This is a genomic window from Stenotrophomonas sp. YJH_SMC_32, from assembly GCF_059369975.1.
This window is the reverse complement of the sequence record NZ_JCAFTE010000001.1, coordinates 286,740-310,659: the sequence shown is the minus strand read 5'-3', so window position 1 is coordinate 310,659 and position 23,920 is coordinate 286,740. Positions and strand designations below refer to the sequence as shown.

Here is a 23,920-nt window from a genome sequence, read left to right as displayed (position 1 = left end):
GCCCCGCTGCCGTGGGCGGCCGCACGATGAACCTGTCCGGCCCCTTCATCCGCCGCCCGATCGGCACCGCGCTGCTGGCCATCGGCTTGTTCATGGTCGGCCTGATCTGCTACCTGCGCCTGGGCGTATCGGCGCTGCCGAACATCGAGATCCCCGTGATCTTCGTGCATGCCAGCCAGTCCGGCGCCGACGCGGCGACCATGGCCTCGACGGTCAACGCGCCGCTGGAACGCCATCTCGGCCAGCTGCCAGGCATCGATCGCATGCGCTCGTCGAGCTCGGAAGGCAGCTCGCTGGTGTTCATGATCTTCCAGAGCGGCCACAACATCGATTCGGCGGCACTGGATGTACAAACGGCGATCAACTCGGCTCAGGCCGACCTGCCCTCGGGCATGGGCTCGCCGATGTACCAGAAGGCGAATCCGAACGACGACCCGGTGATCGCCATCGCGCTGACCTCGCAGACGCAGTCGGCCGACGAGCTCTACAACGTGGCCGACTCGCTGCTGGCGCAGCGCATCCGCCAGATCAGCGGCGTCGCCTCGGTCGACATCGCTGGCGCGTCGACGCCGGCGGTGCGCGTGGATGTCAACCTGCGCCTGATGAACGCGTTGGGCCTGACCGCCGATGACCTGCGCAACGCGGTGCGCGCGGCCAACGTAACCTCGCCCACCGGCTTCCTCAGCGATGGCAACACCACCACGGCGATCATCGCCAACGACTCGGTGGCACGCGCCGCCGACTTCGCCGACCTGGTGGTCAAGACCCAGGGCGACGGCCGGGTGATCCGCCTGAAGGACATCGCCAACGTCTACGACGGCCAGCAGGATGCCTACCAGGCGGCGTGGTTCGACCACAAGCCGGCGGTGGTGATGTACGTGTTCACCCGCGCCGGCGCCAACATCGTGGAGACCGTAGACCGGGTCAAGGCGCAGATCCCGACCCTGCGCGACTACCTGCAGCCGGGCACCACGATGACGCCGTACTTCGACCGTACGCCGACCATCCGTTCGTCGCTGCATGAAGTGCAGATCACCCTGCTGATCAGCCTGGCGATGGTGGTGCTGACCATGGCGCTGTTCCTGCGCCGGCTGGCACCCACCCTGATCGCGGCGGTGACCGTGCCGCTGTCGCTGGCCGGCGCCGCGCTGGTCATGTACGTGATGGGCTTCACCCTGAACAACCTGAGCCTGCTGGCGCTGGTGATCGCGATCGGCTTCGTGGTCGACGATGCGATCGTGGTGATCGAGAACATCATGCGCCACCTCGACGAGGGCATGCCGCGCATGCAGGCGGCGTTGACCGGTGCGCGCGAGATCGGCTTCACCATCGTCTCGATCACCGCCTCGCTGGTGGCGGTGTTCATCCCGCTGCTGTTCGCCAGCGGCATGATGGGCGCGTTCTTCCGCGAGTTCACCGTCACCCTGGTGGCGGCCATCGTGGTCTCGATGATCGTCTCGCTGACGCTGACCCCGGCGCTGTGCAGCCGCTTCCTCAGCGCGCACGACCACAGCGCGCCGCCGTCGCGTTTCGGCCGCTGGCTGGACGCCGGCCACGAGCGCATGCTGCGCATCTACACCGTATTCCTCGACTTCTCGCTGCGCCACGCGCTGCTGCTGTCGCTGACGCCGCTGATCCTGATCGGCGTCACCATCTTCCTGTTCGGCGCGGTGAAGAAGGGCGCGTTCCCGCCGCAGGACACCGGCCTGATCTGGGGCCGCGCCAACTCCAGTGCCACCGTGTCGTTCGAGGACATGGTCGCGCGCCAGCGCCGCATCACCGACATGCTGATGGCCGACCCGGCGGTGAAGACGGTGGGTGTACGCCTGGGCAGCGGCCGCCAGGGCTCCAGTGCACAGTTCAACATCGAGCTGAAATCTCGCAGTGACGGCCGCCGCGAAACCACCGCGCATGCGTTGGCGCGCCTCAGCGCCAAGGCCGATCGCTATCCCGACCTGCAGCTGCGCCTGCGCGCGATCCAGGACCTGCCCAGCAACGATGGCGGCGGTTCCAGCCAGGGCGCGCAGTACCGCATTTCGCTGCAGGGCAACGACCTGGCCGCACTGCAGGAATGGCTGCCCAAGCTGCAGGCGGAACTGAAGAAGAACCCGAAGCTGCGCGACGTCGGGACCGACGTGGACAATGCCGGCCTGCGCCAGAACATCCAGATCGACCGCGCAAAGGCCGCGCGCCTGGGCATCACAGTGGGCGCCATCGACGGCGCGCTGTATGGTGCGTTCGGCCAGCGCCAGATCTCCACCATCTATTCGGACATCAACCAGTACAGCGTCGTGGTCAATGCCCTGCCCTCGCAGACCGCCACCCCGGCGGCGCTGGATGAGGTGTACGTGCGTGCGCGCAACGGCGACATGGTGCCGATCACCGCGGTGGCCACGCAGATGCCTGGCCTGGCCCCATCGCAGATCACCCACGAGAACCAGTACACGACGATGGACCTCAGCTACAACCTGGCTCCCAACGTGAGCATGGGCGAGGCCAAGGCGATCATCGACGCGACCGTGGCCGGCATGCGCATGCCCGGCGACATCCGCCTGGCCGACGATGCGGGCTTCGGCTTCAACTCCGATCCCAGCGACATGCTGATCCTGGTGTTCGCCGCAATCCTGACCGTGTACCTGGTACTGGGCATGCTCTACGAGAGCCTGATCCATCCGGTCACCATCCTGTCCACGCTGCCGGCGGCGGGTGTCGGTGCGCTGCTGGCCCTGTTCGGCACCAACACCGAGCTGTCGGTGATCTCGATGATCGCGCTGGTGCTGCTGATCGGCATCGTCAAGAAGAACGCGATCATGATGATCGACTTCGCACTGGTGGCGCAGCGCGAGCATGGGCTGGCGCCGCGCGATGCCGCACGCGAGGCCAGCATCGTGCGCTTCCGCCCGATCATGATGACCACGATGGTCGCGATCCTGGCCGCAGTGCCGCTGGCGATCGGCCTGGGTGAAGGGTCCGAGCTGCGCCGCCCGCTGGGCATCGCGATGATCGGCGGCCTGCTGTTCTCGCAGAGCCTGACCCTGCTCAGTACGCCGGCACTGTACGTGATCTTCTCCTGCCTGGCCGAGCGCTGGCGCGCCCGTCGCGCGCGCAGGCGCGAAGCGAAGCTGCTCAAGCGCGCGCAGCGGGCGTAGTAGAGCCCATCCACGCATGGCGTGGATCTAGTTCTCGGTACTGCGAATCTGCTGGCCAGCGGCCGGCACTACCACCGGCGCGGAGGGTGGGTGCGGACCGTTGGTCCGCACGCCTCCCGGTTTGACGTGCTGTAACGAAAAGAGAACAATTCCCCTCCAGCCATGGTCCTGCGCCCCTTCGCGGCGCCCCGCTGCCCTCTCCGGCAAGCCTGCGTGATCCCAGCCATCAACCTTTCCCCCCATGCGGGCGGATGGCGCGTGGCCGTTCGCCGAGGATGACTGAACCATGCTCCTGCACCCACTCTGCCGCCCGGCCCTGCTTGCCGTTTCCCTGTCACTGGCCTGTGCCGCGCATGCCCAGTCCGTACCCGAGCGCACCAATCGGAACCGCAGTGCCAGCGATCTGGATGCGGTGAAGGTCACAGCCGAACGCACCCACGCCGATACCGGCGCCCTTGGTGATCGCGTGCTGCGTGATACCCCGTTCGCGATCACCGCCGTGGGCCGCGAGCAGATCGAGCAGCGCCAAGTGGTCTCGCTGGGCGAAGCGTTCCTGCTCGACCCTTCGGTCACCACCCAGGTCAGCGCCTATGCCAGTGGCTGGAGTTCGCCGATCCGCAACCGTGGCATCGACCTGAACTTCGACAGCTATCGCGTCAATGGCCTGCAGGTTTCCTCGTGGGGTACCGAGTGGCCGCTGGAAGTGATGGAACAGGTCGATCTGCTGAAAGGCCCGGGTGGATTCCTTTATGGTTTCGGTGCCCCCGGTGGCATCGTCAACTACATCACCAAGAAGCCGACCGATACGCCCACCTTCTCCGCCCAGCTGGGCTGGCGCGAGCAGGGCATCGTCAGTGCCGGGATGGACGTCGGCGGCCGCTTCGGCAACGAGCAGATGTTCGGTTATCGCTTCAATGCTTTCGAGGAAAAGGGTGAGACCTTCAATGGTGGCCACGTCGATCGCAAGGTGGGCGCACTGTCGCTGGACGCGCGCCTGAGCGACGCACTGATCTGGACCTTCGACGGCGTGTTCCAGTCACGCGACCTGCGCGAGGAATCGCCGCAGTACTACTTCCGCGGACTGACCTCGTTGCCGCGACCGATCGCCGGGAATACCGGCAACAGTGTCCCCGGCACCTACTACGACACTCGTTCCAGCCTGTTGTCGACCCGCTTGGACTGGCAGATCAACAGCGACTGGAAAACCAGCCTGAGTTACGGCGTCACCACCTCGTGGAATGACGTCAACAAGATCTTCGCCTACATCGATTCGCCCAATGGCGACTATGACGTCAACGTCTATGAACTGGGTGGCAAGAGCGAGTGGAGGCTGGCCCAGGCGATGCTGCAGGGCAGCTTCCGCACCGGTCCGCTGCAGCATCAGGTGGTGGCAGGCATCAGTCACCAGACCGGGCTGGGCTGGGACCGTCCCTACGAATGGAGCCTGATCGGCCGCGCCAACCTGTACCAGCGCCATGACATCCGCCATGACGCCGTCGGTTCACGGATGATGACCCGTGGCGACGAGACCGTGCAGCAGGCCGTGTTCGCAAGCGATACCGTCGATCTCGGCAGCGGATGGTCGGTGCTGGCGGGCTGGCGCTACAACGATTACGAGACCAAGGGTCGCTACCACACCTATCCGGTCACACCGACCTATGCCGTGATGTTCAAGCCCAGCGAGGCGGTCACCCTCTACGCCAGCTACATCGAATCGCTGGAAGCGGGCAGCCGCGTAGGCAACAACTACGTCAACGCCGGTGATGTGCTCGACCCGACCCTCAGCAAGCAGTATGAGATCGGCGCGAAGGCCGAGGCCGCGCGCTGGAACGCGAACGTGGCGGCGTTCCGGCTGGAACGTGGCGCCAACATCGATGAACTCACACCGGCCGGCAAGCGCCTGGTGCAGGACGGCATCACGCTGTACGAAGGCATCGAGGCCAGTGCCGACCTGCACCTCAGCGATGTCCTCACGGTTGGCGGAGGCGTCACCTGGCTGGACCCGACCTACGACAGGCTGTCCCCGGCCAGCGCTGCACAGGAGGGCAACCGTACCGCCGGTGCGGCGCGCTGGAGCGGGGTCGTGCACGCCACCTACCAGCTGCCGTGGGTGGATGGCCTGGAAACATACGCCGCGGTGCGCTACTACGGCGATGTCTGGTACGACGCCGACAACACCTTGAAGCTGCCCGATTACACGCTGGTCAATGCAGGCATCGGCTACCGCCTGCTCGCCTCCGGTCATCCGCTGACCGTGCGCGCCAGCGTCGAGAACCTGGCCAACCGGAAGTACTGGTCCAACGCCGGCACAGGCCTGCCACGCACGTTCGCTGTGAGCGTGCGGTTCGACATGTAGGGTCCGGCAGCACCGTGGGTGCGGACCGTTGGTCCGCACTCCATATTTCACGCGCAGCCCGCAATAATGGTGGAAGACCCTTCCACCGAGCCTGCATGTCCGCCCGCCAATCCCGCCTCAGCCGACTGTGGGCCCACGAAAAGGCCAGCTACGGCCTGCGCGTGTTCATCGCGCTGACCGCGGCCGTGGCCGTGTGCTGGCAGTTCGAGGCGCTGACCGCCCTGCCCGGCGTGTTCCTCGGCATCATCGCAAGCGCCATCGCAGAAACCGACGACAACTGGTGGGGCCGGACCAAGGCCGTGGTGTTGTCCCTGTTGTGCTTCTGCATTGCGGCGGCTTCGGTGATCTGGCTGTTTCCGTGGCCGTGGATCTTCATCGGCGCGCTGGCACTGTCCACCTTCGGCCTGACCCTGCTTGGCGCGCTCGGCGAGCGCTACGCATCCATTGCCCAGGCCACGGTGACGCTGGCGATCTACACCATGATCGGCCTGGAGCAACATGGTGCCAGCGACCTGCACAGCGCACTGGAAGCGGTCAGCCATCTGCTGGCCGGTGCGGTCTGGTACGGGCTGTTGTCGATCCTGTGGGCCGCGTTGTTCGCCAACCGGCCGGTGCGCGAACGCGTGGCGCAGCTGTACCTTGAGCTGGGCCGCTACCTGCAGCTGAAGGCTGCGCTGTTCGAGCCGGTGCGCGAAGCCGACCTGCAACGTCGCCAGCTCGACCTGGCCGAACAGAACCGCCGTGTGGTGGGTGCACTGAACGAGGCCAAGACAGCGATCCTTGCCCGCTTCGGCCGCTCCGGCCGGCCCGGGGTGAACTCCGGCCTGTACCTGCGCCTGTACTACATGGCGCAGGATTTCCACGAGCGCGCCAGTTCCTCGCACTACCCGTATGGCGCGCTGGTGGACGCCTTCTTCCACAGCGATGTGCTTTACCGCTGCCAGCGCCTGCTCGACCTGCAGGGCCAGGCCTGTGCCCGCCTGGGCGAGGCGATCCGGCTGCGTCGTCCGTTCGTATACGGTGAAAGCAACCAGCAGGCCGGGCGCGACCTGGCAGACGCGCTGGCCTACCTGCGTGACCAGCAGCGCCCGCAGTGGCAGCGCCTGCTCGGCTCGCTGGACCTGCTGGTTCACAACCTGCGCAGCATCGAGCGCCGCCTGCTGGATGCCGAACGTTCCGAAGCCAGCCTGGACAACGTCGACACCCGCCTGCGCGACAGCAACCCGCATACCCTGCGCGAGATGGGCGTGCGCATCCGCCAGCAGTTCACGCCCGGCTCGGTGCTGTTCCGCCATGGCCTGCGCATGGCACTGGCGCTGATCGCCGGCTTTGCAGCGATCCGGCTGTTCAATGCGCAGAACGGTTCATGGGTGCTGCTGACCATCGTGTTCGTGTGCCGGCCCAACTTCGGCGCCACCCGCCAGCGCCTGGCACAGCGCATCGTCGGCACCGTCGCCGGACTGGTGCTGACCTGGGCACTGCTGCAGCTGTTCCCGCAGCTGCACGTGCAGTTGCTGATCGCCCTGCTCTCTGCGCTGCTGTTCTTCTTCACCCGCACCGACCGCTACCTGGTGGCATCAGCCGCGATCACCGTGATGGCACTGACCTGCTTCAACCTGATCGGTGATGGCTTCGTGCTGATCGTACCGCGCATGGTCGATACGCTGCTGGGCTGCGCGATCGCAGCAGCGGCAGCATTCCTGATCCTGCCTGACTGGCAGGGCCGGCAGCTGCATCTCGTCCTGGCACGCGTGCTGGACACTGCGGCTCGCTACCTGGATTCGGTGCTGGGCCAGTACCGCAGCGGCATGCGCGACGACCTGGCCTACCGCATCGCCCGCCGCGACATGCACAACGCCGACGCCGCGCTGTCCACCGCACTGTCGAACATGCTGCGCGAACCCGGCCACGTGCGCCGCAACCTGGATGCCGGCTTCCGCTTCCTGGCGCTGTCCAACACGCTGCTGGGGCATCTGTCGGCGCTGGGTGCGCACCGCGACCAGGTGGACAGCTACGCTGGCGATCTACTGGCGCTGGCCGCGGGCGATCGCGTGCGCAAGGCACTTCAGCAGCTGGCGACGGCGCTGACCGCGCGGCAACCGGTCGCGGACGATGACAACGACGCCGACCGCGCGGTGGCCGCCGAGCTGGAGCAGATCGACGAGGCGATGCCGCCGAAACTGCAGTTGATCCGTACCCAGATGGCGCTGGTACTGCGCATGCTGCCGAAGGTGCGTGCCGCGGCCAATGAGGCGGTGACCAACCTGACCTGATCCGTCATCGCTGCGGGCATCCCATCCACGCAGGGCGTGGATCTGCTGCGCCGCGTGCAACGGCGCGCTGCCCCTGGCGATGCAGTTCGATCACGCCGCCACGCGGATACTGGGCAGCTCCCGCCCCGGATCATCACCATGAAAATCGAACTCAGCGGCCGCACCGCGCTGGTGACCGCCTCCACCGCCGGCATCGGCCTGGCCATCGCCCAGGGCCTGGCCAGCGCTGGTGCGCGGGTCGTTCTCAATGGCCGCAGCACCAACAGCGTCGAGCGCGCCCGCCAGCATCTGCTCGCGGCCGTCCCGGGAGCCGACGTATTCGGTGTCGCCGCCGACCTCTCCGATGCGGCCGGTGTCGATATGCTGCTGGCTGGGCTGCCGAAGATCGACATCCTGGTCAACAACGCCGGCATCTTCGGCCCGCAGGACTTCTTCGAGACCGATGACGCCACCTGGGAGCGCTACTGGCAGACCAACGTGATGTCCGGCGTACGCCTGTCGCGTGCGCTGCTGCCAGCGATGGTCGATGCCGGCTGGGGCCGCGTGCTGTTCATCTCGTCCGAATCGGCGCGCAACATTCCGTCCGATATGATCCATTACGGGGTCAGCAAGACCGCGCAGCTGTCACTGTCACGCGGCCTGGCCAAGCGCGTGGCCGGCAGTGGCGTCACCGTCAACGCAGTGCTGCCTGGCCCGACCCTGTCCGATGGCTTCGCCGCGATGTTCGAGGATGAACGCCAGCGCAGCGGCAAGCCGCTGGAACAGATCGGCCGCGAGTTCGTGATGGCGCACCGGCCGTCTTCGGTGATCCAGCGCACCGCTACGGTCGAGGAAGTGGCCAACATGGTGGTGTACCTGGCCTCGCCACAGGCCTCGGCGACTTCCGGGGCAGCGCTGCGCGTGGACGGCGGCGTGGTCGACGATATCGTCTGAGGGTGCTGGCAGGTGTGCGGACCAGCGGTCCGCACCCACAGGTCCGCACCCACAGCGGATGGGCAGGAATGCTAGGCTGCGCCGGTCAAGGAGGTTCCATGTCCGGTCACAACCAGTTTGCCCTGCTCCGCCAGCGCCGTTTCCTGCCGTTCTTCGTCGTACAGGCGCTCGGTGCTTTCAACGACAACGTGTACCGGCAAGCGATCATCAGCATGTTGCTGTTCATGGCCGTGCCAGAGGAGGAACTCGGGCTGTACGCCACGTTGGCACCGGCCATCTTCATCCTGCCGTATTTCCTGTTCTCGGCGCTGGCCGGACAGATCGCCGACAAACTGGAAAAATCGCGGCTGATCGTGATCACCACCACCATGGAGATCGTGATCATGTCGCTGGCGGCCACCGGCTTCCTCACCCAGAGCCTGCCGGTGCTGCTGGTCGCGCTGTTCTGTACCGGCATGCAGTCCACCCTGTTCGGCCCGGTGAAGTATTCGGTGCTGCCGTCGGTGCTCAGGCCCGAGGAACTGACCGGCGGCAACGGCCTGGTCGAGATGGGCACTTCAATGTCGATTCTCTCCGGCATGATCGTTGGCGGCCTGGTGTTCACCGTGGCCGGCAGCCACGGTACGGTGGTGGCTGCGTGCGCGATCATCGCCCTGGCGATCTGCGGCAACATCGCCGCGCGCCTGATTCCCAGGGTCGATGCAGGCGACCCGACCCTGAAGATCAACTGGAACCCGTTGCCGGAATCGCTGGCGGTACTGCGCATGGCGCGCCAGCAGAAGGCCGTGCGCAACTCGATCCTGGGCGTGTCCTGGTTCTGGTTCGTTGGCACCGTGCTGACCTCGCAGCTACCGGCCTACGCGGTGACCAACCTGGGCGGCGAGCCGACCCTGTACATCTTTGCGCTGGCCCTGTTCTCGGTCGGCACCGGCGTCGGCTCGCTGCTGTGCGAGAAGCTGTCGGCACGCACGGTGGAAATCGGCCTGGTGCCGCTGGGTGCGTTCGGCATGACCGCGTTCCTGCTGGACCTGTACTTCGCCCGCAGCGGCGAAGCGGCCGTGCACGGGCTGACCATTGGTCCGTTCCTGCAGCAGCCCGGCAGCATCCGCATCGTCATCGACCTGATCGGCATCGGCCTGTTCACCGGCATCTTCGTGGTGCCGCTGTTCGCGCTGATCCAGAGCCGCACGCCGAAGGCGCAGATGTCGCGCGTGTTCGCCGCACTGAACATCCAGAACTCGGGCTTCATCGTCGCTGCGGCGTTGCTGTCGCTGGCCGCGCACACGCTGCTGCACTGGACCATTCCGCAGCAGTTCCTGGCGCTGGCCATCGCCAACGCGCTGGTGGCGATCTACATCTTCACCATCGTCCCTGAATTCCTGATGCGCTTCCTCAGCTGGCTGATGGTGCGCACCCTGTACCGGCTGCGCCCGCACGGCATCGAGGCCAACGTGCCCGACGAAGGCGCCGCGCTGCTGGTCTGCAACCACGTCAGCTACATGGACGCGCTGATCCTGTCGGCGACGATTCCGCGTCCGGTGCGCTTCGTCATGTACTACAGGATCTTCAACATCCCGGTAATGCGCTGGATCTTCCGGACCGCCAAGGCAATCCCGATCGCCGGTGCGCGCGAAGACCCGGCACTGATGCAGCGGGCGTTCGACGAGATCGACGCTGCGCTGGCCGAAGGCGAACTGGTCTGCATCTTCCCCGAGGGTGCGCTGACCCGCGACGGCGAGATGGCGCCGTTCAAGTCCGGCGTCGAGAAGATCCTCGAGCGGCGGCCGGTGCCGGTGGTGCCGATGGCGCTGCGCGGCATGTGGTCGAGCATGTGGAGTCGCCGCGACAGCCGCCTCGGCCGCATGCGGGTGCCGCGCCGTTTCCGCGCCACGGTCGAGGTGGTGGCGGCACCGGCCGTTGATGGCCACGCCACCCGCGCCCCGGTGCTGGAGGCGCAGGTGCGGGCCCTGCGTGGCGATCACGCCTGATCGGCCCGGCGGCCGTCGGTAGCGCTTCCAGGCGATAGCCCCAATCCCCGGAATGACGGCCTCTGTCTCATGACAGAGGCCCGTCAAATAGCGCCCAGTCAAGGGCCATACACGCCATCATCTGACTGTAAACGCATACATGCAGCGCAGGTTGAGGTAGATTACGCACCCACAGGGGGGAGGTTCGGCCAATGCACCAAGGCCGGCCACCAAGGAATGGAGTCTTGCTTTGAATCAACCGCCACCGCTCAGCCGTCCCGTCTACATCCCCAACCATCTGGTCTGGGCGATCCTGACGACGCTGTTCTGCTGCCTGCCGTTGGGCGTGGTGTCGATCGTCTATGCCTCCCAGGTCGATGGCCGCCGCGCGGCCGGCGACCTGCCGGGGGCCTACAGCGCGTCGCGCAAGGCGGGCTGGTGGGCGGTGGCTTCGGCCGTGGCTCTGCCGGTCCTGTTGCTGTTGTGGTTCGGGCTGTTCGGCGGCTTGGCCGTACTGGGCGCTCTTTCCGACCAATGATTCACCACCACCACCCATCAAGGAGCTTGAACCCGTGAATACCGCCACTCCGCAGGTCCCGAACAATCTGGTCTGGGCCATCCTGAGCACCCTGTTCTGCTGCCTGCCGGCCGGCATCGTGTCGATCGTCTACGCCGCCCAGGTCAACGGCAAGCTGGCCGCTGGCGACATCGCCGGTGCCCAGGAATCCTCGGCCAAGGCCAAGAAGTGGGCCATCTGGTCGGCCATTGCCGCCGTCGTGGTCGGCGTGCTGTACGGCATCCTGATCGTCGCTCTCGGCGGCATGGGTGCGATGAGCAACAGCGGCTACTGATCCGCGTGGACGGATCCGGCGCCTGCGCCGGATCCGTTGCTGCATGTCCGCACTGCCCACCCGATCCCGACTGGCCCGCTGGGCACCGCTGCTGGCCGCCACCGGCCTGGCCGCCGGTGCCGCGCTGGTGCTGCGCAACGTCAATCCGTATGTCGCCGGCAATCCCTTGCCGAGCTGCCCGCTGTACGCGCTGACCGGCCTGTACTGCCCGGGCTGTGGCAGCACCCGCTGCCTGTATTCGCTGGTCCATTTCGACCTGCCCGGCGCGATGGCGATGAACCCGCTGCTGGTCATCAGCCTGCCCTTCCTGCTGCTGATGCTGCTGAACATCGCCGGCATCCGTCCGCGCCTGCTGGACCCGCTGATGCGGGTGCTGGCCAATCCCACGTTCTGGCTCTGGGTACTGCCTGGGTATGCGCTGCTGCGTAACCTGCCGTGGGCACCGTTCACGGCGCTGGCACCGGTCTAGTTTCCAGCCAACGGCGCAGCCCCTCGTGGTGGGCGGCGTTTGTCGGTCATGGGATTGGCCGGGCGGGTGGACTGCGCAGGGGGCGCTGCAAGTACGTCCATGTAAGCTCGGTCGCCGCATCCATGCGGCTCACGCCCCTGCGCAGCCCACCCGCCCGGCCACGGACAGTTTCCGTGTGCGTCCACCACGGAAAAGAAAGAGAAGATCAAAAGCGGAAGCGGATCGCTTCGCTCTGCATCCACGCATGGCGTGGATCTACCGTGTCGACCAAGGTCGACACCCACCGGCAGTCGCAGTTGACCCACCGTCACCGCGAAACTGTCGGGGGTGGGGCGGTGTGGGGCCGCAGGACCGTTGGCGCCATGGATGGCGCCATCGAGCCCCCAGGGGTGAGGGCGCTTTGCTTGCGAAGCACTGCTTCGCAAGCGCCCGAACGCACAGCCGCCAGCGGCTGGGCCGGTTTGGGGGTTTACGGCGTGTCCTGCAGCCCCACACCGCCCCGCCCAACCCTCAGCAACCCAGAGCCGCTTTGGCTTTGGCGTTGGCCTCTGCAGGTGCAGGGCTACAAGCCCTGCAACAGCAACTACGTCACCCAGCCCGCAATCACCAGCAGGGCGAGGATCGCCAGCCACAGCAGCAGCATCCGCCACACCAGGCTCATCGCATCACGCAGGTCCGGCAGCCGCTGCCACACCGGCAACAGCCCCGCCTCGGTGTAATCGTGCGCGTCCTCGCGCAGCTCGGCGTTGACGCTGGCCCGCGCCACCGCGCCCAGGAACCCGATGGTGCCGACCAGGCGTTCGCCATGGGCCTGGCGCCAGGCCTTCCACGCCGTATCGAAGTTGCCGACCAGCGCCATCGAGAACGCCATCAGTTGCGCTACCGGCCACTCGATCCAGCCCAGCAGGCGCTGCGCCAGCGCCAGCGGCTCCACCGGCACGCGTGCACGCATCGGGCTTTCCGCCATCAACGCCAGCAAGCGGTAGCCCAGCGCACCGGCCGGGCCCAGCAGCAGGAACCAGAACAGCACCGCGAACCAGCGACGCAGCGCATTGAGCACGGTCGCCTCGACCAGCGACGGCACGTCTTCGCGCAGGCTGCCACCGGCGGCCTGCAGGTTGCGCACGGCTGCCTGCCGCGTCGCGGCGTCGTCCGCATCAATGATCGCTTCGATATCCCGATCCAGGTCACGCGGCCCCCAGCACCAGGCCAGCACGGCCACACCCAGCAGCAGCGACGGCAGGCCGAACAGCACTCCGCGCAGCAGCCACGCCAGCAGCCCCATCAGCAGCAACGGCGGCAGCAGCGCCAGCGCCACTCCAGCCGGTCCCTGCCAGGCCTTGCCACCACGCGCGTCCAGCCAGCCCAGCCAGCGCCGGAAGCCGTCGAAACGGCGCATCGAGGCGGCAGCGGCCGGGGCAACGTGGCCCAGGGCCAGCGCCACCAGCACGGCGGCCAGAGTGGTGAACATGGCAGGTCTCCCTACGAAACAGAACGCTCGGCGCCGCTACCTTACCTGTCGCAGCGGTGCCCTCGCGGGTGAACCGGACTGTAACCCGGGCCGTGTTCAGGTGGCGGCAATACAGCTGCCACGACCGGCCCGGCCGAAACGCCGACTCAGCCCCGCTGCTGGCGGTACCAGTGTTCGATCAGGCACCGCGAAATCGAGATCGGTGGCGACAGGCGGATGCCCTGGCCGTCGTCCTCCACATCGCGCGCCAACGCGGCGCCGACCTCGTCGGCACTGAACCAGCGCGCGTCTTCCAGCTCGCCATCCACGGTCGGCAGGTCGTCATGCGCCTGTGCACGGAAGCCGACCATCAGCGCGCCGGGGAACGGCCACGGCTGCGAACCGAGGTACTGGCAGGCGGTCACCCGCACCTTGCTCTCCTCATGGACTTCGCGCACCACGGTCTGCTCGAAGGTCTCGCCGGGTTCGACGAAGCCGGCCAGCACCGAGTAACGGCGCGGGGCCCAGTTCGACTGCCGGCCAAGCAGCAGCCGGCCCTGGTTTTCCACGGCGACGATCACCGCCGGATCGACGCGCGGATAGTGTTCGGTGGAACACTGCGCGCAACGGCCGACGAAGCCGCCACGGGCAAACGCCACCGCGCCGCCGCATACGCCGCAGAAGCGGGTGCGCGAGTGCCAGTAGGACATGCCACGGGCATAGCTGAAAGCGGTGGCATCGGCCATCGGCCACAACAACGCAGCCTGGCGCAGATCGAGTCGGCGTGGCGCGCTCGCGGTGACATTGCTGGCTTCAACCGAGAACCATGCCTGATCACCGCGCAGCCCCAGGAAAACTGCGGCGCCCGGGCCACCGCCGACGTCGGCGCCGGTCAGCGCCAGCGGCTGGTCGTCATCGCCGGTGAAGGCGCTGCCATCGTGATCGAGGACGAGGATGCGCGCGCCCGGCCACAGGCGCGCCAGTACATCAGCATCTTCGCGCAGGGCATCGGCGCGCTCCAACGGTTCGCCAACAAAGGCGAAACCGGAAAGCGGCGAAGGAGAATTGGGCATCCGCCAAGCGTGCCGCCAATCGATGCAGGTGGCAAGCCGCAGGCTTTGCGGAAACTGCCTGTGGCTGCGGAGCTTGCTCCACACACCTTGTCGCGCGGGACACAGGCCCCGCGCCCTGCTTACATGCTGAAACTGCTGCCGCAGCCGCAGGTGGTCTTTGCGTTGGGGTTGCGGATCACGAACTGGGCACCGGTCAGGCTCTCGGTGTAATCCACCTCCGCGCCCATCAGGTACTGCAGGCTCAGCGGGTCGACCAGCAGGGTCACCCCGCTGGTCTGTACCGCCAGGTCATCCTCGGCACGGTTCTCGTCGAACTCGAACCCGTACTGGAAGCCCGAACAGCCGCCTCCCTCGATGTACACACGCAGGGCCAGGTCGGGGTTGCCCTCTTCCTGGATCAGGGATTTGACCTTGGCGGCCGCCGACTCGGTGAAGTTCAGCGGGCGCTCCAGCGATTGGTAATCGGGCGCGGCAACCGGGGTGGCGCCGGGCAGGGAGACTAGCGTGCTCATGCTGCCAGCATGGGGGTGCCGACGACGGCTTTCAAGCCATCGCCTCGGCCAGCTTGCGACGCGCGGCGGTATCGCCCTTGCCATCATGGGCGTCTTCGCCCTCCGGCGCCGGCAAGGCTGCCATCGGGGCGCTGGCATGGATCAGGCGGCCGTTCAGCTGCGCGCCCGCGTTCATCTCCACCACCTGGTAATGGACGTTGCCATTGACCCGTGCGCTCGGGGTCAACTCGACCTTCTCGGTGGCGTGTACATCGCCGTCCAGGCGGCCGCTGATGACCACCACCTGGGCCCGGATCTCACCTTCGATCACGCCGTGCTCGGCAACCGTCAGGGTCGCACCACTGGCGCCTTCGGCGGCGATCACCTTGCCGTGGATGCGGCCTTCCACATACAGGCCACCACTGAATTCCACATCCCCGCGGATCACCACCTGGTTGCCGATCAGGGCATCCACCACCAGCTGGCCTTCACGGTTGGATTTGCTGCTTCCGAACATCTGCCTACTCCCCTTTGCTGGCCGGCGCACCGGCCTGTTTCCAGTCGAATACCTGGGTGGTACCCCCCGTACCACTCCCCAATGTCACCCGCACGCGTTGCGGGGTGAAGTCAGCCGGCAGCATCACGCTGCCGGTGAGCTGCTGGAAGTACCGGAACGAGTAGTCCTGTCCCGGCACCTTGCTGCGCTGGTGCAGATCATCCCAGCTGATCGTGGCCAGCTTGCCGTTCTTCACGCCTTCCACGGTGAAGCGCATCTGCCCCTGGCTGATGGCCCCGCGGTTGAGGTTCTGGGTCAGCACGGCGGTGTACTGCCAGGTGCCGGCCGCTTCCGGGCTGAACTCGATCGAATGGGTGTTCAGGCCCTTGCGCTGGCTGGTCGAGCCGACCAGCCGCTCATAGAAGGCAACATCGGCGCGCAGCCCGGCGATTTCCTCATCGCGCTCTGCCAGCGAGGACTGCACCTCGGTATTGGCGGCACGGCTGATGCGGTCAGAGGCTTCCAGCGTGGCCTGCTTCTGGCGCAGCTCGGTCAGCTGTGCCTGCAGCGCCTCGGCACGCTTTTCGGCGGCCTGCAGGCGCTGGCCCTGGGCATCGCGCGGGGTGGCCATCCAGCAGCCGCCAAGCACCGCCAGCACCAGGCTGAGCAGCCAGATGCCGCCGATCACCAGCAGGCGGCGACGGTCGGCAGGCGGTTGCGGCGCGCCGGGCAGGCGGACCTGCACGCGCATGGGAGGACGGTTGGTCATGGGTGGTTTCCGGGGTATCGCAAGGGCGACACCGGTACGGCCCCTTTGGCAAACGACGGGCTAGTGTATGACAGGACGGGTGGGTTTCCTGCGCAGTGGCCGGCCACGGTCGGTGGCGTTCAGGCACGCCATCGTCGATAGTGTGGCCCCCTGCACAGTTCCGTCGCCGGAGCACCGCCATGACCGAAGCCCACCTGTTCGTGATCGGCATCCTGCTGGCCTGGCTGGCCGGTATCCGCGTCTACCTCACCGTGTTCGGTGTCGGCCTGGCCGGGCTGCTTGGCTGGGTCGACCTCCCCCCCGCCCTGCAGGCCACCGAATCCTGGTGGGTGCTGGGCACCTCGGCGGCGCTGGCGGTGGCCGAATTCTTCGCCGACAAGATCCCTGGCGTGGATTCGGTGTGGGACCTGGTGCAGACGCTCGCGCGCGTACCGGCCGGCGCATTCCTTGCGGCGGCCACGCTGTCGCCGGATGGCCAGCTGGGCACCGGTGCGCTCGCCGCCGGCGCCGGCGTCGCCCTGGCCAGCCATGGCCTGAAGGCCGGTACCCGCGCCCTGCTCAACACCTCGCCGGAACCGGCCAGCAACTGGGTCGCCTCTGCGGCCGAAGACACCGTCGTGATCGGTGGCCTGGCCCTCGCCCTGGCACACCCGTGGATCGCGCTGATCGTGGTACTGGCCTGCAGCCTGGCCGGTGCGCTGCTGGTGTGGCTGGTCTGGCGCGCCCTGTGGAAGGGCGTGCGCTGGCTGGCGCGCGGTGCATCGGCAGCACCGCCAGGGCACACCGGTACCGGCTGAGCACCGGGCTTGTCGCATAATGGACGCGAACACCAGGAGCACCGATGGCCGCAAACGAATCCCCCGCGGGCGCCCGCCCGGGACGCGCTGAAACCCCTCCGGCCGACCATTGGCAACGCTGGGCCCCCGAGACGGCACCTCCGGCCGTGGACCCACCGATGGCGGCGACCCCATCCCCTGTCGCGGCCGATGCGTCCACGCCGGCCAACAGCGCGCCGCCGCCGCTGCCCGGCCCGATCGCACTGGCCGACGCCGGCAACAACGATCTGGCCCCGTCGCCATCGGACTCGCCCTACCGCGTGCTGATCGTTGAAGACGATCGGGCGCAGGCCCTGTTCGCGCAGAGCGTGCTGCACGGCGCCGGCATGCAGGCGATCGTCCACAACGATGCCGATGCCGCGCTGCAGGCCATCAAGGAGCATCGCCCCGACCTGATCCTGATGGATCTTCACCTTCCCGGCCTGGACGGCATGCGCCTGACCGCGCTGATCCGCCAGCAGCCCGGCCTGCAGCTGCTTCCGATCGTGTTCCTCAGCGGTGATCCGGATCCGGAGCGCCAGTTCGAAGTCCTCGACAGCGGCGCGGACGACTACCTGAGCAAACCGATCCGGCCCCGCCACCTGATCGCAGCGGTGGCCAACCGCATCCGCCGCGCACGAGCCCAGGCCGCGACCCTGCCCGGCGCCACCGGCGCACCGGCCACCAGCAATCCGGAAACCGGCCTGCCGACGCGCCACCACGTGCTGCAGCAGCTCAACACCGCACTCGCCCACCGCGATCAGGGCGGCGTGTTCTTCATCGAAGTGGCCAGCGCGCTGGGCCTGCGCGAACGCTATGGCTATGCCGCGTTTGAACGGCTGATGGTGCAGGCCGGGCAGCGCCTGGCCGAAGCCGGCCATCCGCACCTGCTGGCACGCCTGAACGACAACAGCTTCCTGCTGCTGGCCCGCAGCGCCGACGAGGACGCCCTTGAAAGCATCGCTGCCAGCCTGCGCGAGCAGCTGTCGGCACGTGCCTTCGTGATCCGCGACGACGAATCCGTGCACCTGCGCGGCGTAGTTGGCTATGCACCGCTGTCACCGGGCTTCGAGGATGCCAACAGTGCGTTGGAAGCCGTCGAGCGCACCACCCTGCAGGCGCGCCTGCTCAGCGCCGGGGTGGCCGGCCATGTGCACCGCCAGGCAGTCACCGAACAGGAACACCTGGCGCTGCTGGAAGGACAGCTGGAACTGGCCTATCAGCCGATCGTCGCTGTTGCCGGCGGCAACACCGCGCAGTACCAGTTGCTGTTGCGCCTTCGCCAGGCCGACGGCACCGTGCTGGCGGCCGGGCAGGTGATCCCGGCCGCGGAAGCCGCGGGCCGCATCGCCGATCTCGACCAGCAGGTGATGGACCACGCGCTGGGGCTGCTGGACCTGTACCGCCACGCGACGCAGCCACTGAACCTGTTCGTCTCGCAGTCGCTGCGCACCCTGCAGCGCGACGCCTTCGCCGACTGGCTGCTGGAATCACTGCAGCAGCGCGACCTGCCGGGCAGTGCACTGGTGATCGACGTGCGCCTGCCGGACGCACTGATCCACACCGTGCCGCTGCAGCAGTTCTGCCAGCGCATGGCCAGTGCCGGGGTGCGCTTCTGCCTGAGCCAGTTCGAACCCAGCGGCGAGGCCGATGCCCTGCTGAACCAGCTGCCGCTGTCGTTCGTGCGCATGGCTGCGCGCTTTTCCAGCAGCCACGCCAATCCGGCCACGCGCGAGGAGCTGCGCAAGGCGATCGATCAGGCCCATGCCGCCGGGCTGCAGATCATCGGCCAGCAGATCGAGGATCCGCAGGCTGCGGCGGCGATGTGGGTCGGCGGCGTCGACTACATCCAGGGCAACATGGTGCAGTCGGCCGGCAGCGACCTGAACTTCGACTTCCACAACGCGGTGCTCTGACGTGCCGCTGTGGGGCGTGCTGCTGGTTGCCCTCGCCGCGGCCACCATCGCGCTGATGGTGCTGGGCCTGCGGCTTCGCGCGCGCGACCGTGCGCTGGCGCAGCTGCAGCGCACGCACGGAGCGCTGGCCGCTGAACGGGACCAGCTACGCCATACCACTGAACGCCAGGGCCAGCTGGAACAACAGCTGCTGCAGGCCAAGCAGGCCGCCGAGGCGGCCGTGCTGGCCAAGGGCGAGTTCCTGGCCACGATGAGCCATGAGATCCGCACCCCGCTCAATGGCATCCTGCCGATGCTGGAGCTGATCGCACGCGGGCCACTGAGCGAGGACCAGCGGCAGATGCTGGCCACCGCCTCGGCCAGCTCGCAGCAGCTGCTGCGCATCGTCGACGACATCCTCGACTACTCCCGGCTGGAAGCACAGGCGCTGGAGCTGGAAATCACCAGCTTCAACCTGCGCGATCTGCTCGATGGCGTGGTGCAGCTGATGCAGCGCGCCGCCGACGCCAAGGGCCTGGCACTGGGACTGCAGCTGGATCCATCGGTGCGCCTGCCGGTGCGCGGCGACCCGGTGCGCCTGCGCCAGGTGCTGAGCAACCTGCTGGCCAATGCGATCAAGTTCACCGCCCGCGGCCAGGTGCAGCTGCGCGTGCTGCGCCTGGGCGAAGGTGCCGCGCAGCACCAGCTGCGCTTCGAGATCATCGATACCGGCATCGGCATCGACGACGCGCTGCAGGCACGCCTGTTCCAGTCTTTCAGCCAGGCCGACGCATCCACCACGCGCATCTACGGCGGCACCGGCCTGGGCCTGGCCATCTGCAAGCGCATCATCGACCTGATGCATGGGCGTATTGGTGTGCAGTCCACGCCCGGCCAGGGTGCTACGTTCTGGTTCGAGATCCCGCTGCTGAAGGTTCCTGGCGACCTGCCGGCGATGACGCGCGCGCCGGCACCGCTGCTGCTGTTCAGTGCCGATGCATCGCTGCAGGCACGCATCGAGCGCATCGCTGCCCACCATGGACTGCAGGTGCAGGTGCTGGCGCAACTGGACAGCGTGGTCGAGCGCCTGCGCGCTCCCGCGCGGCCCGGAAAACCGGCACCCGCCTGGCTGCTGGTCGATGCGCGCGCACGCCGCAACGGCGAGGCCACGCTGCAGCTCGCACTGGGGGAACGCGGCGACGACGATGCACTGCAGGTACTGTGGCTGCAGGAGGATGCGATTGCGCAACGCCCCCGCCAGCGCCAGCTGCCCTCCCACTTCGACGACGCCGCCCTGCATGCACTGCTGGCGGCACCGGTCGCCTCTGCCCGCCCCGCTGCGCTGCTGGCCAGCGCGGAACACGAGCAACCGGCTGCCACGCTGCCGCCGCTGCATCTGCGCGTGCTGGTGGTGGAGGACAATACGGTGAACAGGATGGTGGCCGAGCAGCTGCTGCGGGTGTTCCAGTGCGAGGTGCGCAACGCCGCCGATGGCGAACAGGCCCTGGCCGCCCTCCGCGAAGGCGGGCTGGACATCGTGCTGATGGATTGCCAGATGCCAGTGCTGGACGGCTACGCCGCCACGCGCCGCTGGCGCGCCGAAGAAGCGGAAACCGGGCATGCGCGATTGCCGATCATCGCGATGACCGCCAATGCGATGGCCGGCGACCGCGAGCGCTGCCTGCAGGCCGGCATGGACGATTACCTGTCCAAGCCGATCGCACGCGCCACGCTGCATGCGCTGCTGCAGCGCTGGGGTGGCGGTAAAGCCGCAGCACCTGCACGGCCTTCTGTAGAGCCGGGTGATGCTCGGCTGACGGCCAACAGCAGTCGCGCACCCTCAGCCGAGCACGGCTCGGATCTACAGGACGATGACAGCCGGGTCGGCTCCAAGCCACAACCGGTGCTCGACCGCGATGTGCTGGATGAACTGCACGCGGTGATCGGCGATGCTGCCACCCAGATCGTCACGGTATTTCTTGAAGATGCGCCGGCGATGGTGCAGCAGTTGCAGCTGGCCGCGCGGAACAGCGATGAACCGCGCATGCAGGCCGTCGCGCACAGCCTGAAATCATCAAGCGCGAACGTGGGGGCATTGTCGCTGTCGGCGATCGCGCAGCGGATCGAGCACGAGGCCCGTAGTGGCAGCCTGCAGCGCCCCGCAGTCGCGGTGGCGCTGCTGGTGGCGGAATTCGCCCGGGCGCGCGTTGCACTGACGGGCTACCTGGCACAGCATCGCGCCGGCCAGGACCGCTGATTCACTCTTCCAGCTTGCTCAGCAGGTACTTCGGCTCGCCGATGCGCTCGATCAGGTCGAGCTGGGTTTCCAGCCAGTCGATGTGCTCTTCCTCCGAGTCGAGGATCTTCACGAACAGCTGGCGGCTGACATAGTCGCCAACCGAATCGGAATAGGCCACCGCCTCGCGCAGGGTGACCACGCCATCGCGTTCCAGCGACAGGTCGCACTGCAGGATTTCAGTCGGGTTCTCGCCGATGCGCAGCTTGCCCAGCGCCTGGAAGTTCGGCAGGCCTTCGAGGAACAGGATGCGGTCGGCGAGCATGTCGGCATGCTTCATCTCGTCGATCGATTCCTTGTACTCGTGTTCGGCCAGTTCCTTGATGCCCCAGTTCTTCAGCATCTTGGCGTGCAGGAAGTACTGGTTGATCGCGGTCAGCTCGTTGTAGAGGACCTTGTTGAGGAATTCGATGACCTTGGTGTCGCCCTTCATGGGGATGCTCCTGCACGCTGAAAACGCAGGCACTGTACCGCCTTGCGTGCGGTGGTGAAGGAACGCGAATCGTGCGCATTGGCCTGCGCGACTGCAGGTGAAGGATGCGAAAGCGCGGCGTCAACACGCCGCGAGGAAACGATCAGGCAACCTGGGCCAGGCCCAATACCGGCAGCGGCAGATCCTGCGTCGCGCGTGCCTTGGCCAGCAGGTCGCCGGCCATGTCCAGGCAGGAACCGCAGGTGGCACCGCAACCGGTCCGCATGGTCAGTTCGGCCACCGTGCTGACACCATGGTTGGCGGCTTCGCGGATCTGGTGGTCGGTGACTCCGTTGCAGATGCAGACGTACACAGGCGGGAACCGGGCTGGCAGGCCAGAAGCGGCCTGTTGCCTATTCCAATGGAAACGAGAATGGTTGTCAATCAGAGACCTGAACCATTCTCGATACCGTTCAGAGTCGGATTGACCGGCCCGCCGGACAGCCCGGTCCTGCTGGAAACAGCCGGCGGGGACGCGTTGTGACGGATCGGCCCGCAGCCTGCGTGGGCTCCCATTCAAACCGCCCCGGACTCCCCCTTGGCTTTGCGCGGCCAGTAGCCGCCGCGCTTGGGCGTGCGCTTCCGGGGCCTGTCGTGGCCGGCCGCGTGGCCCGGCATCCAGGCCTCGGCGGCACTCTTGGGCATGGCGCTGACGCCCTGCCCGGCCACCCCACGCGCCAACGGCGCCAGGTGTCGCAGCGCGCGCGCATAGACGCCACGCTTGAACATCACTACGTGCTCCACCGGGTACCAGAAGTCCACCCACCGCCAGTGGTCGAACTCGGGCGAGTCGGTATGGTCCAGCTGCACATGCGATTCATCGCCGGTCAGGCGCAGCAGGAACCAGACCTGCTTCTGCCCGATGCAGACCTGCCGTTCATTGCGGCGGATGGCCCGCGCCGGCAGCTTGTAGCGCAGCCAGCCGGGCGTCGCCCCGAGCACTTCCACGTGCTCAGGCAGCAGGCCGGTCTCTTCCTGCAGTTCACGATACATGGCCTCGACAGGCGTCTCGTCGGTGTTCATGCCGCCCTGCGGGAACTGCCAGCCGTCCCGGCGCACGCGTCGTGCCCAGAACACCTGGCCGTCCTGCCGCATCAGCACGATGCCGACGTTCGGTCGATAGCCGTCCGGATCGATCACGATGCGGACTCCTAAGAAAATCTACTGGTCGGGACTATCCCATGCCCTCTGTCGGCCCACAAGCACGGCACAAAAGTGTTGACAGGGCCGATACACATCCGCAGAATAGCGGGCTCACCAAGGCTATGTAGCTCAGCCGGTTAGAGCACAGCACTCATAATGCTGGGGTCGGTGGTTCGAGTCCACCCATAGCCACCACATTGAAAATCAAGTTGTTTTTCAGTGTGAAAAGTGAGAAAATAGTTGCACGTTTTGCCCCGTCGCCAAGCGGTAAGGCACCTGACTCTGACTCAGGCATTCGGTGGTTCGAATCCATCCGGGGCAGCCAAACAAAAAAGAAAAAAGCCTGATCGAAAGATCAGGCTTTTTTCTTTTTTGTTTTGGTCGCGCATCCCCACCTTATCCCCGCGCCTGTCGGCGCGCCCCCTTGAACATCAAGGGGGCTCTCCTCCAGAGAGGGATCCGGGGTCGGATCCTTTTCCAAAGGAAAAGGCTCTGACCCCACCCCATCGCCGGCCACTGGCCGGCAACCTCGAAATGCACAGCCCCAGAACGACAAAAGCCCGGCCGAAGCCGGGCTTTTGCTTTCCCATCCAGCGGGCTCCCGAAGGAGCCCAACCAGGCGCGGTAGATCAACGCTTGGAGAACTGGGTGGCGCGGCGGGCCTTGTGCAGACCAACCTTCTTACGCTCGACTTCACGGGCGTCACGGGTCATGAAGCCAGCCTTGCGCAGCTCGGACTTCAGGGTTTCGTCGTACTCGACCAGAGCACGGGCGATGCCCAGACGGATCGCACCGGCCTGGCCGGTGGTGCCGCCGCCAGCGGCGGTGACCAGGATGTCAAAGCTTTCGGTGTTCTTGGTCAGCTCGAGCGGCTGGCGCACGATCATGCGCGCGGTCTCACGACCAAAGAACTCGTCCAGCGGACGACCGTTGACGGTGATGTTGCCCGAACCCTTGCGCAGGAACACGCGAGCGGTGGAGGACTTGCGGCGGCCAGTGCCGTAGTTTTGAGTGATAGCCAT

General features: G+C 66.9%; 20 protein-coding genes and 2 tRNA genes. 13 read left to right on the top strand and 9 right to left on the bottom strand.

Features of this window, described 5'->3' with window-relative positions:
• Positions 1 to 26 precede the first annotated feature (26 nt).
• The 8 genes from AC5P7S_RS01425 (at position 27) to AC5P7S_RS01390 (ending at position 11,998) form a co-directional block, all read left to right on the top strand.
• Entirely contained in the window at positions 27 to 3,149 is a 3,123-nt protein-coding gene (locus tag AC5P7S_RS01425; RefSeq protein WP_495213592.1) for an efflux RND transporter permease subunit, read from the top strand.
• 286 nt (positions 3,150 to 3,435) lie between these two features.
• Entirely contained in the window at positions 3,436 to 5,505 is a 2,070-nt protein-coding gene (locus tag AC5P7S_RS01420; protein WP_095378404.1) for a TonB-dependent siderophore receptor, read from the top strand.
• A gap of 95 nt (positions 5,506 to 5,600) precedes the next feature.
• Positions 5,601 to 7,778, top strand: coding sequence for a YccS family putative transporter (yccS, locus tag AC5P7S_RS01415; RefSeq protein ID WP_095378403.1), 2,178 nt, complete (start codon positions 5,601 to 5,603; stop codon positions 7,776 to 7,778).
• A gap of 138 nt (positions 7,779 to 7,916) precedes the next feature.
• Positions 7,917 to 8,711 carry an SDR family NAD(P)-dependent oxidoreductase gene (locus AC5P7S_RS01410; protein WP_005419782.1) on the top strand — a complete coding sequence of 265 codons (795 nt, stop codon included), beginning with the start codon at positions 7,917 to 7,919 and terminating at the stop codon, positions 8,709 to 8,711.
• A gap of 98 nt (positions 8,712 to 8,809) precedes the next feature.
• Positions 8,810 to 10,699: an MFS transporter gene (locus AC5P7S_RS01405; protein ID WP_095378402.1), complete on the top strand. Its 1,890-nt coding sequence runs from the start codon at positions 8,810 to 8,812 to the stop codon at positions 10,697 to 10,699.
• A 229-nt stretch (positions 10,700 to 10,928) separates the two neighbouring features.
• Positions 10,929 to 11,216, top strand: a complete 288-nt coding sequence (locus AC5P7S_RS01400) for a CD225/dispanin family protein (protein ID WP_005419784.1) — start codon at positions 10,929 to 10,931, stop codon at positions 11,214 to 11,216.
• A gap of 34 nt (positions 11,217 to 11,250) precedes the next feature.
• On the top strand, positions 11,251 to 11,529 hold the full coding sequence (locus AC5P7S_RS01395; protein ID WP_005419785.1) for a CD225/dispanin family protein: 279 nt from the start codon (positions 11,251 to 11,253) through the stop codon (positions 11,527 to 11,529).
• A gap of 43 nt (positions 11,530 to 11,572) precedes the next feature.
• Positions 11,573 to 11,998, top strand: coding sequence for a DUF2752 domain-containing protein (locus tag AC5P7S_RS01390; RefSeq protein ID WP_095378401.1), 426 nt, complete (start codon positions 11,573 to 11,575; stop codon positions 11,996 to 11,998).
• Between the two features lie 583 nt (positions 11,999 to 12,581).
• On the opposite strand, the gene ampE is transcribed toward AC5P7S_RS01390, so the two are convergent.
• The 5 genes from ampE to AC5P7S_RS01365 form a co-directional block, all read right to left on the bottom strand.
• Positions 12,582 to 13,469, bottom strand: coding sequence for a regulatory signaling modulator protein AmpE (ampE, locus tag AC5P7S_RS01385; protein ID WP_072168916.1), 888 nt, complete (start codon positions 13,467 to 13,469; stop codon positions 12,582 to 12,584).
• Positions 13,470 to 13,615: 146 nt separating this feature from the next.
• Positions 13,616 to 14,521: an NAD(+) diphosphatase gene (gene nudC / locus AC5P7S_RS01380; protein WP_095378400.1), complete on the bottom strand. Its 906-nt coding sequence runs from the start codon at positions 14,519 to 14,521 to the stop codon at positions 13,616 to 13,618.
• Positions 14,522 to 14,640: 119 nt separating this feature from the next.
• A complete protein-coding gene (gene erpA, locus AC5P7S_RS01375) occupies positions 14,641 to 15,033 on the bottom strand; it encodes an iron-sulfur cluster insertion protein ErpA (protein WP_005419789.1) in 393 nt (130 codons plus the stop codon).
• Positions 15,034 to 15,064: 31 nt separating this feature from the next.
• Positions 15,065 to 15,529: a bactofilin family protein gene (locus AC5P7S_RS01370; protein WP_053497672.1), complete on the bottom strand. Its 465-nt coding sequence runs from the start codon at positions 15,527 to 15,529 to the stop codon at positions 15,065 to 15,067.
• Between the two features lie 4 nt (positions 15,530 to 15,533).
• Positions 15,534 to 16,277 (bottom strand): DUF6776 family protein, encoded by a 744-nt coding sequence (locus AC5P7S_RS01365; RefSeq protein WP_005419791.1) that lies wholly within the window; start codon positions 16,275 to 16,277, stop codon positions 15,534 to 15,536.
• A gap of 179 nt (positions 16,278 to 16,456) precedes the next feature.
• On the opposite strand from AC5P7S_RS01365, the gene AC5P7S_RS01360 reads away from it, so the two are divergent.
• The 3 genes from AC5P7S_RS01360 to AC5P7S_RS01350 are packed head-to-tail and all read left to right on the top strand — an operon-like array spanning position 16,457 to position 21,244.
• Positions 16,457 to 17,074, top strand: a complete 618-nt coding sequence (locus AC5P7S_RS01360) for a DUF4126 domain-containing protein (RefSeq protein WP_005419792.1) — start codon at positions 16,457 to 16,459, stop codon at positions 17,072 to 17,074.
• 44 nt (positions 17,075 to 17,118) lie between these two features.
• Complete coding sequence (locus AC5P7S_RS01355) at positions 17,119 to 19,008, top strand: EAL domain-containing protein (RefSeq protein WP_032954585.1); 1,890 nt, start codon at positions 17,119 to 17,121, stop codon at positions 19,006 to 19,008.
• Position 19,009: 1 nt separating this feature from the next.
• Positions 19,010 to 21,244, top strand: coding sequence for an ATP-binding protein (locus tag AC5P7S_RS01350; RefSeq protein WP_095378399.1), 2,235 nt, complete (start codon positions 19,010 to 19,012; stop codon positions 21,242 to 21,244).
• A 1-nt stretch (position 21,245) separates the two neighbouring features.
• Here the strand turns inward: AC5P7S_RS01350 and bfr are convergent, their stop codons facing one another.
• The 3 genes from bfr to AC5P7S_RS01335 form a co-directional block, all read right to left on the bottom strand.
• Complete coding sequence (bfr, locus tag AC5P7S_RS01345; RefSeq protein WP_005419804.1) at positions 21,246 to 21,716, bottom strand: bacterioferritin; 471 nt, start codon at positions 21,714 to 21,716, stop codon at positions 21,246 to 21,248.
• A 142-nt stretch (positions 21,717 to 21,858) separates the two neighbouring features.
• Entirely contained in the window at positions 21,859 to 22,068 is a 210-nt protein-coding gene (locus tag AC5P7S_RS01340; RefSeq protein WP_005419807.1) for a (2Fe-2S)-binding protein, read from the bottom strand.
• 203 nt (positions 22,069 to 22,271) lie between these two features.
• Complete coding sequence (locus AC5P7S_RS01335; protein WP_005419809.1) at positions 22,272 to 22,895, bottom strand: RNA pyrophosphohydrolase; 624 nt, start codon at positions 22,893 to 22,895, stop codon at positions 22,272 to 22,274.
• A gap of 121 nt (positions 22,896 to 23,016) precedes the next feature.
• On the opposite strand from AC5P7S_RS01335, the gene AC5P7S_RS01330 reads away from it, so the two are divergent.
• Positions 23,017 to 23,093 (top strand) — tRNA-Met (locus AC5P7S_RS01330).
• Between the two features lie 55 nt (positions 23,094 to 23,148).
• Positions 23,149 to 23,223 (top strand) — tRNA-Gln (locus tag AC5P7S_RS01325).
• Between the two features lie 304 nt (positions 23,224 to 23,527).
• On the opposite strand, the gene rpsI is transcribed toward AC5P7S_RS01325, so the two are convergent.
• Positions 23,528 to 23,920 carry a 30S ribosomal protein S9 gene (gene rpsI, locus AC5P7S_RS01320; RefSeq protein ID WP_005411311.1) on the bottom strand — a complete coding sequence of 131 codons (393 nt, stop codon included), beginning with the start codon at positions 23,918 to 23,920 and terminating at the stop codon, positions 23,528 to 23,530.

Bases quoted from the DNA above. Each gene is read 5' to 3' on its own strand.
- AC5P7S_RS01360 (WP_005419792.1), top strand. From the start codon at position 16,457: ATGACCGAAGCCCACCTGTTCGTGATCGGCATCCTGCTGGCCTGGCTG.
- AC5P7S_RS01365 (WP_005419791.1), bottom strand. From the start codon at position 16,277: ATGACCAACCGTCCTCCCATGCGCGTGCAGGTCCGCCTGCCCGGCGCG.
- AC5P7S_RS01410 (WP_005419782.1), top strand. From the start codon at position 7,917: ATGAAAATCGAACTCAGCGGCCGCACCGCGCTGGTGACCGCCTCCACC.
- ampE (WP_072168916.1), bottom strand. From the start codon at position 13,469: ATGTTCACCACTCTGGCCGCCGTGCTGGTGGCGCTGGCCCTGGGCCAC.
- rpsI (WP_005411311.1), bottom strand. From the start codon at position 23,920: ATGGCTATCACTCAAAACTACGGCACTGGCCGCCGCAAGTCCTCCACC.
- AC5P7S_RS01355 (WP_032954585.1), top strand. From the start codon at position 17,119: ATGGCCGCAAACGAATCCCCCGCGGGCGCCCGCCCGGGACGCGCTGAA.
- AC5P7S_RS01370 (WP_053497672.1), bottom strand. From the start codon at position 15,529: ATGTTCGGAAGCAGCAAATCCAACCGTGAAGGCCAGCTGGTGGTGGAT.
- AC5P7S_RS01425 (WP_495213592.1), top strand. From the start codon at position 27: ATGAACCTGTCCGGCCCCTTCATCCGCCGCCCGATCGGCACCGCGCTG.
- AC5P7S_RS01390 (WP_095378401.1), top strand. From the start codon at position 11,573: ATGTCCGCACTGCCCACCCGATCCCGACTGGCCCGCTGGGCACCGCTG.
- erpA (WP_005419789.1), bottom strand. From the start codon at position 15,033: ATGAGCACGCTAGTCTCCCTGCCCGGCGCCACCCCGGTTGCCGCGCCC.
- nudC (WP_095378400.1), bottom strand. From the start codon at position 14,521: ATGCCCAATTCTCCTTCGCCGCTTTCCGGTTTCGCCTTTGTTGGCGAA.
- bfr (WP_005419804.1), bottom strand. From the start codon at position 21,716: ATGAAGGGCGACACCAAGGTCATCGAATTCCTCAACAAGGTCCTCTAC.
- AC5P7S_RS01420 (WP_095378404.1), top strand. From the start codon at position 3,436: ATGCTCCTGCACCCACTCTGCCGCCCGGCCCTGCTTGCCGTTTCCCTG.
- AC5P7S_RS01405 (WP_095378402.1), top strand. From the start codon at position 8,810: ATGTCCGGTCACAACCAGTTTGCCCTGCTCCGCCAGCGCCGTTTCCTG.
- yccS (WP_095378403.1), top strand. From the start codon at position 5,601: ATGTCCGCCCGCCAATCCCGCCTCAGCCGACTGTGGGCCCACGAAAAG.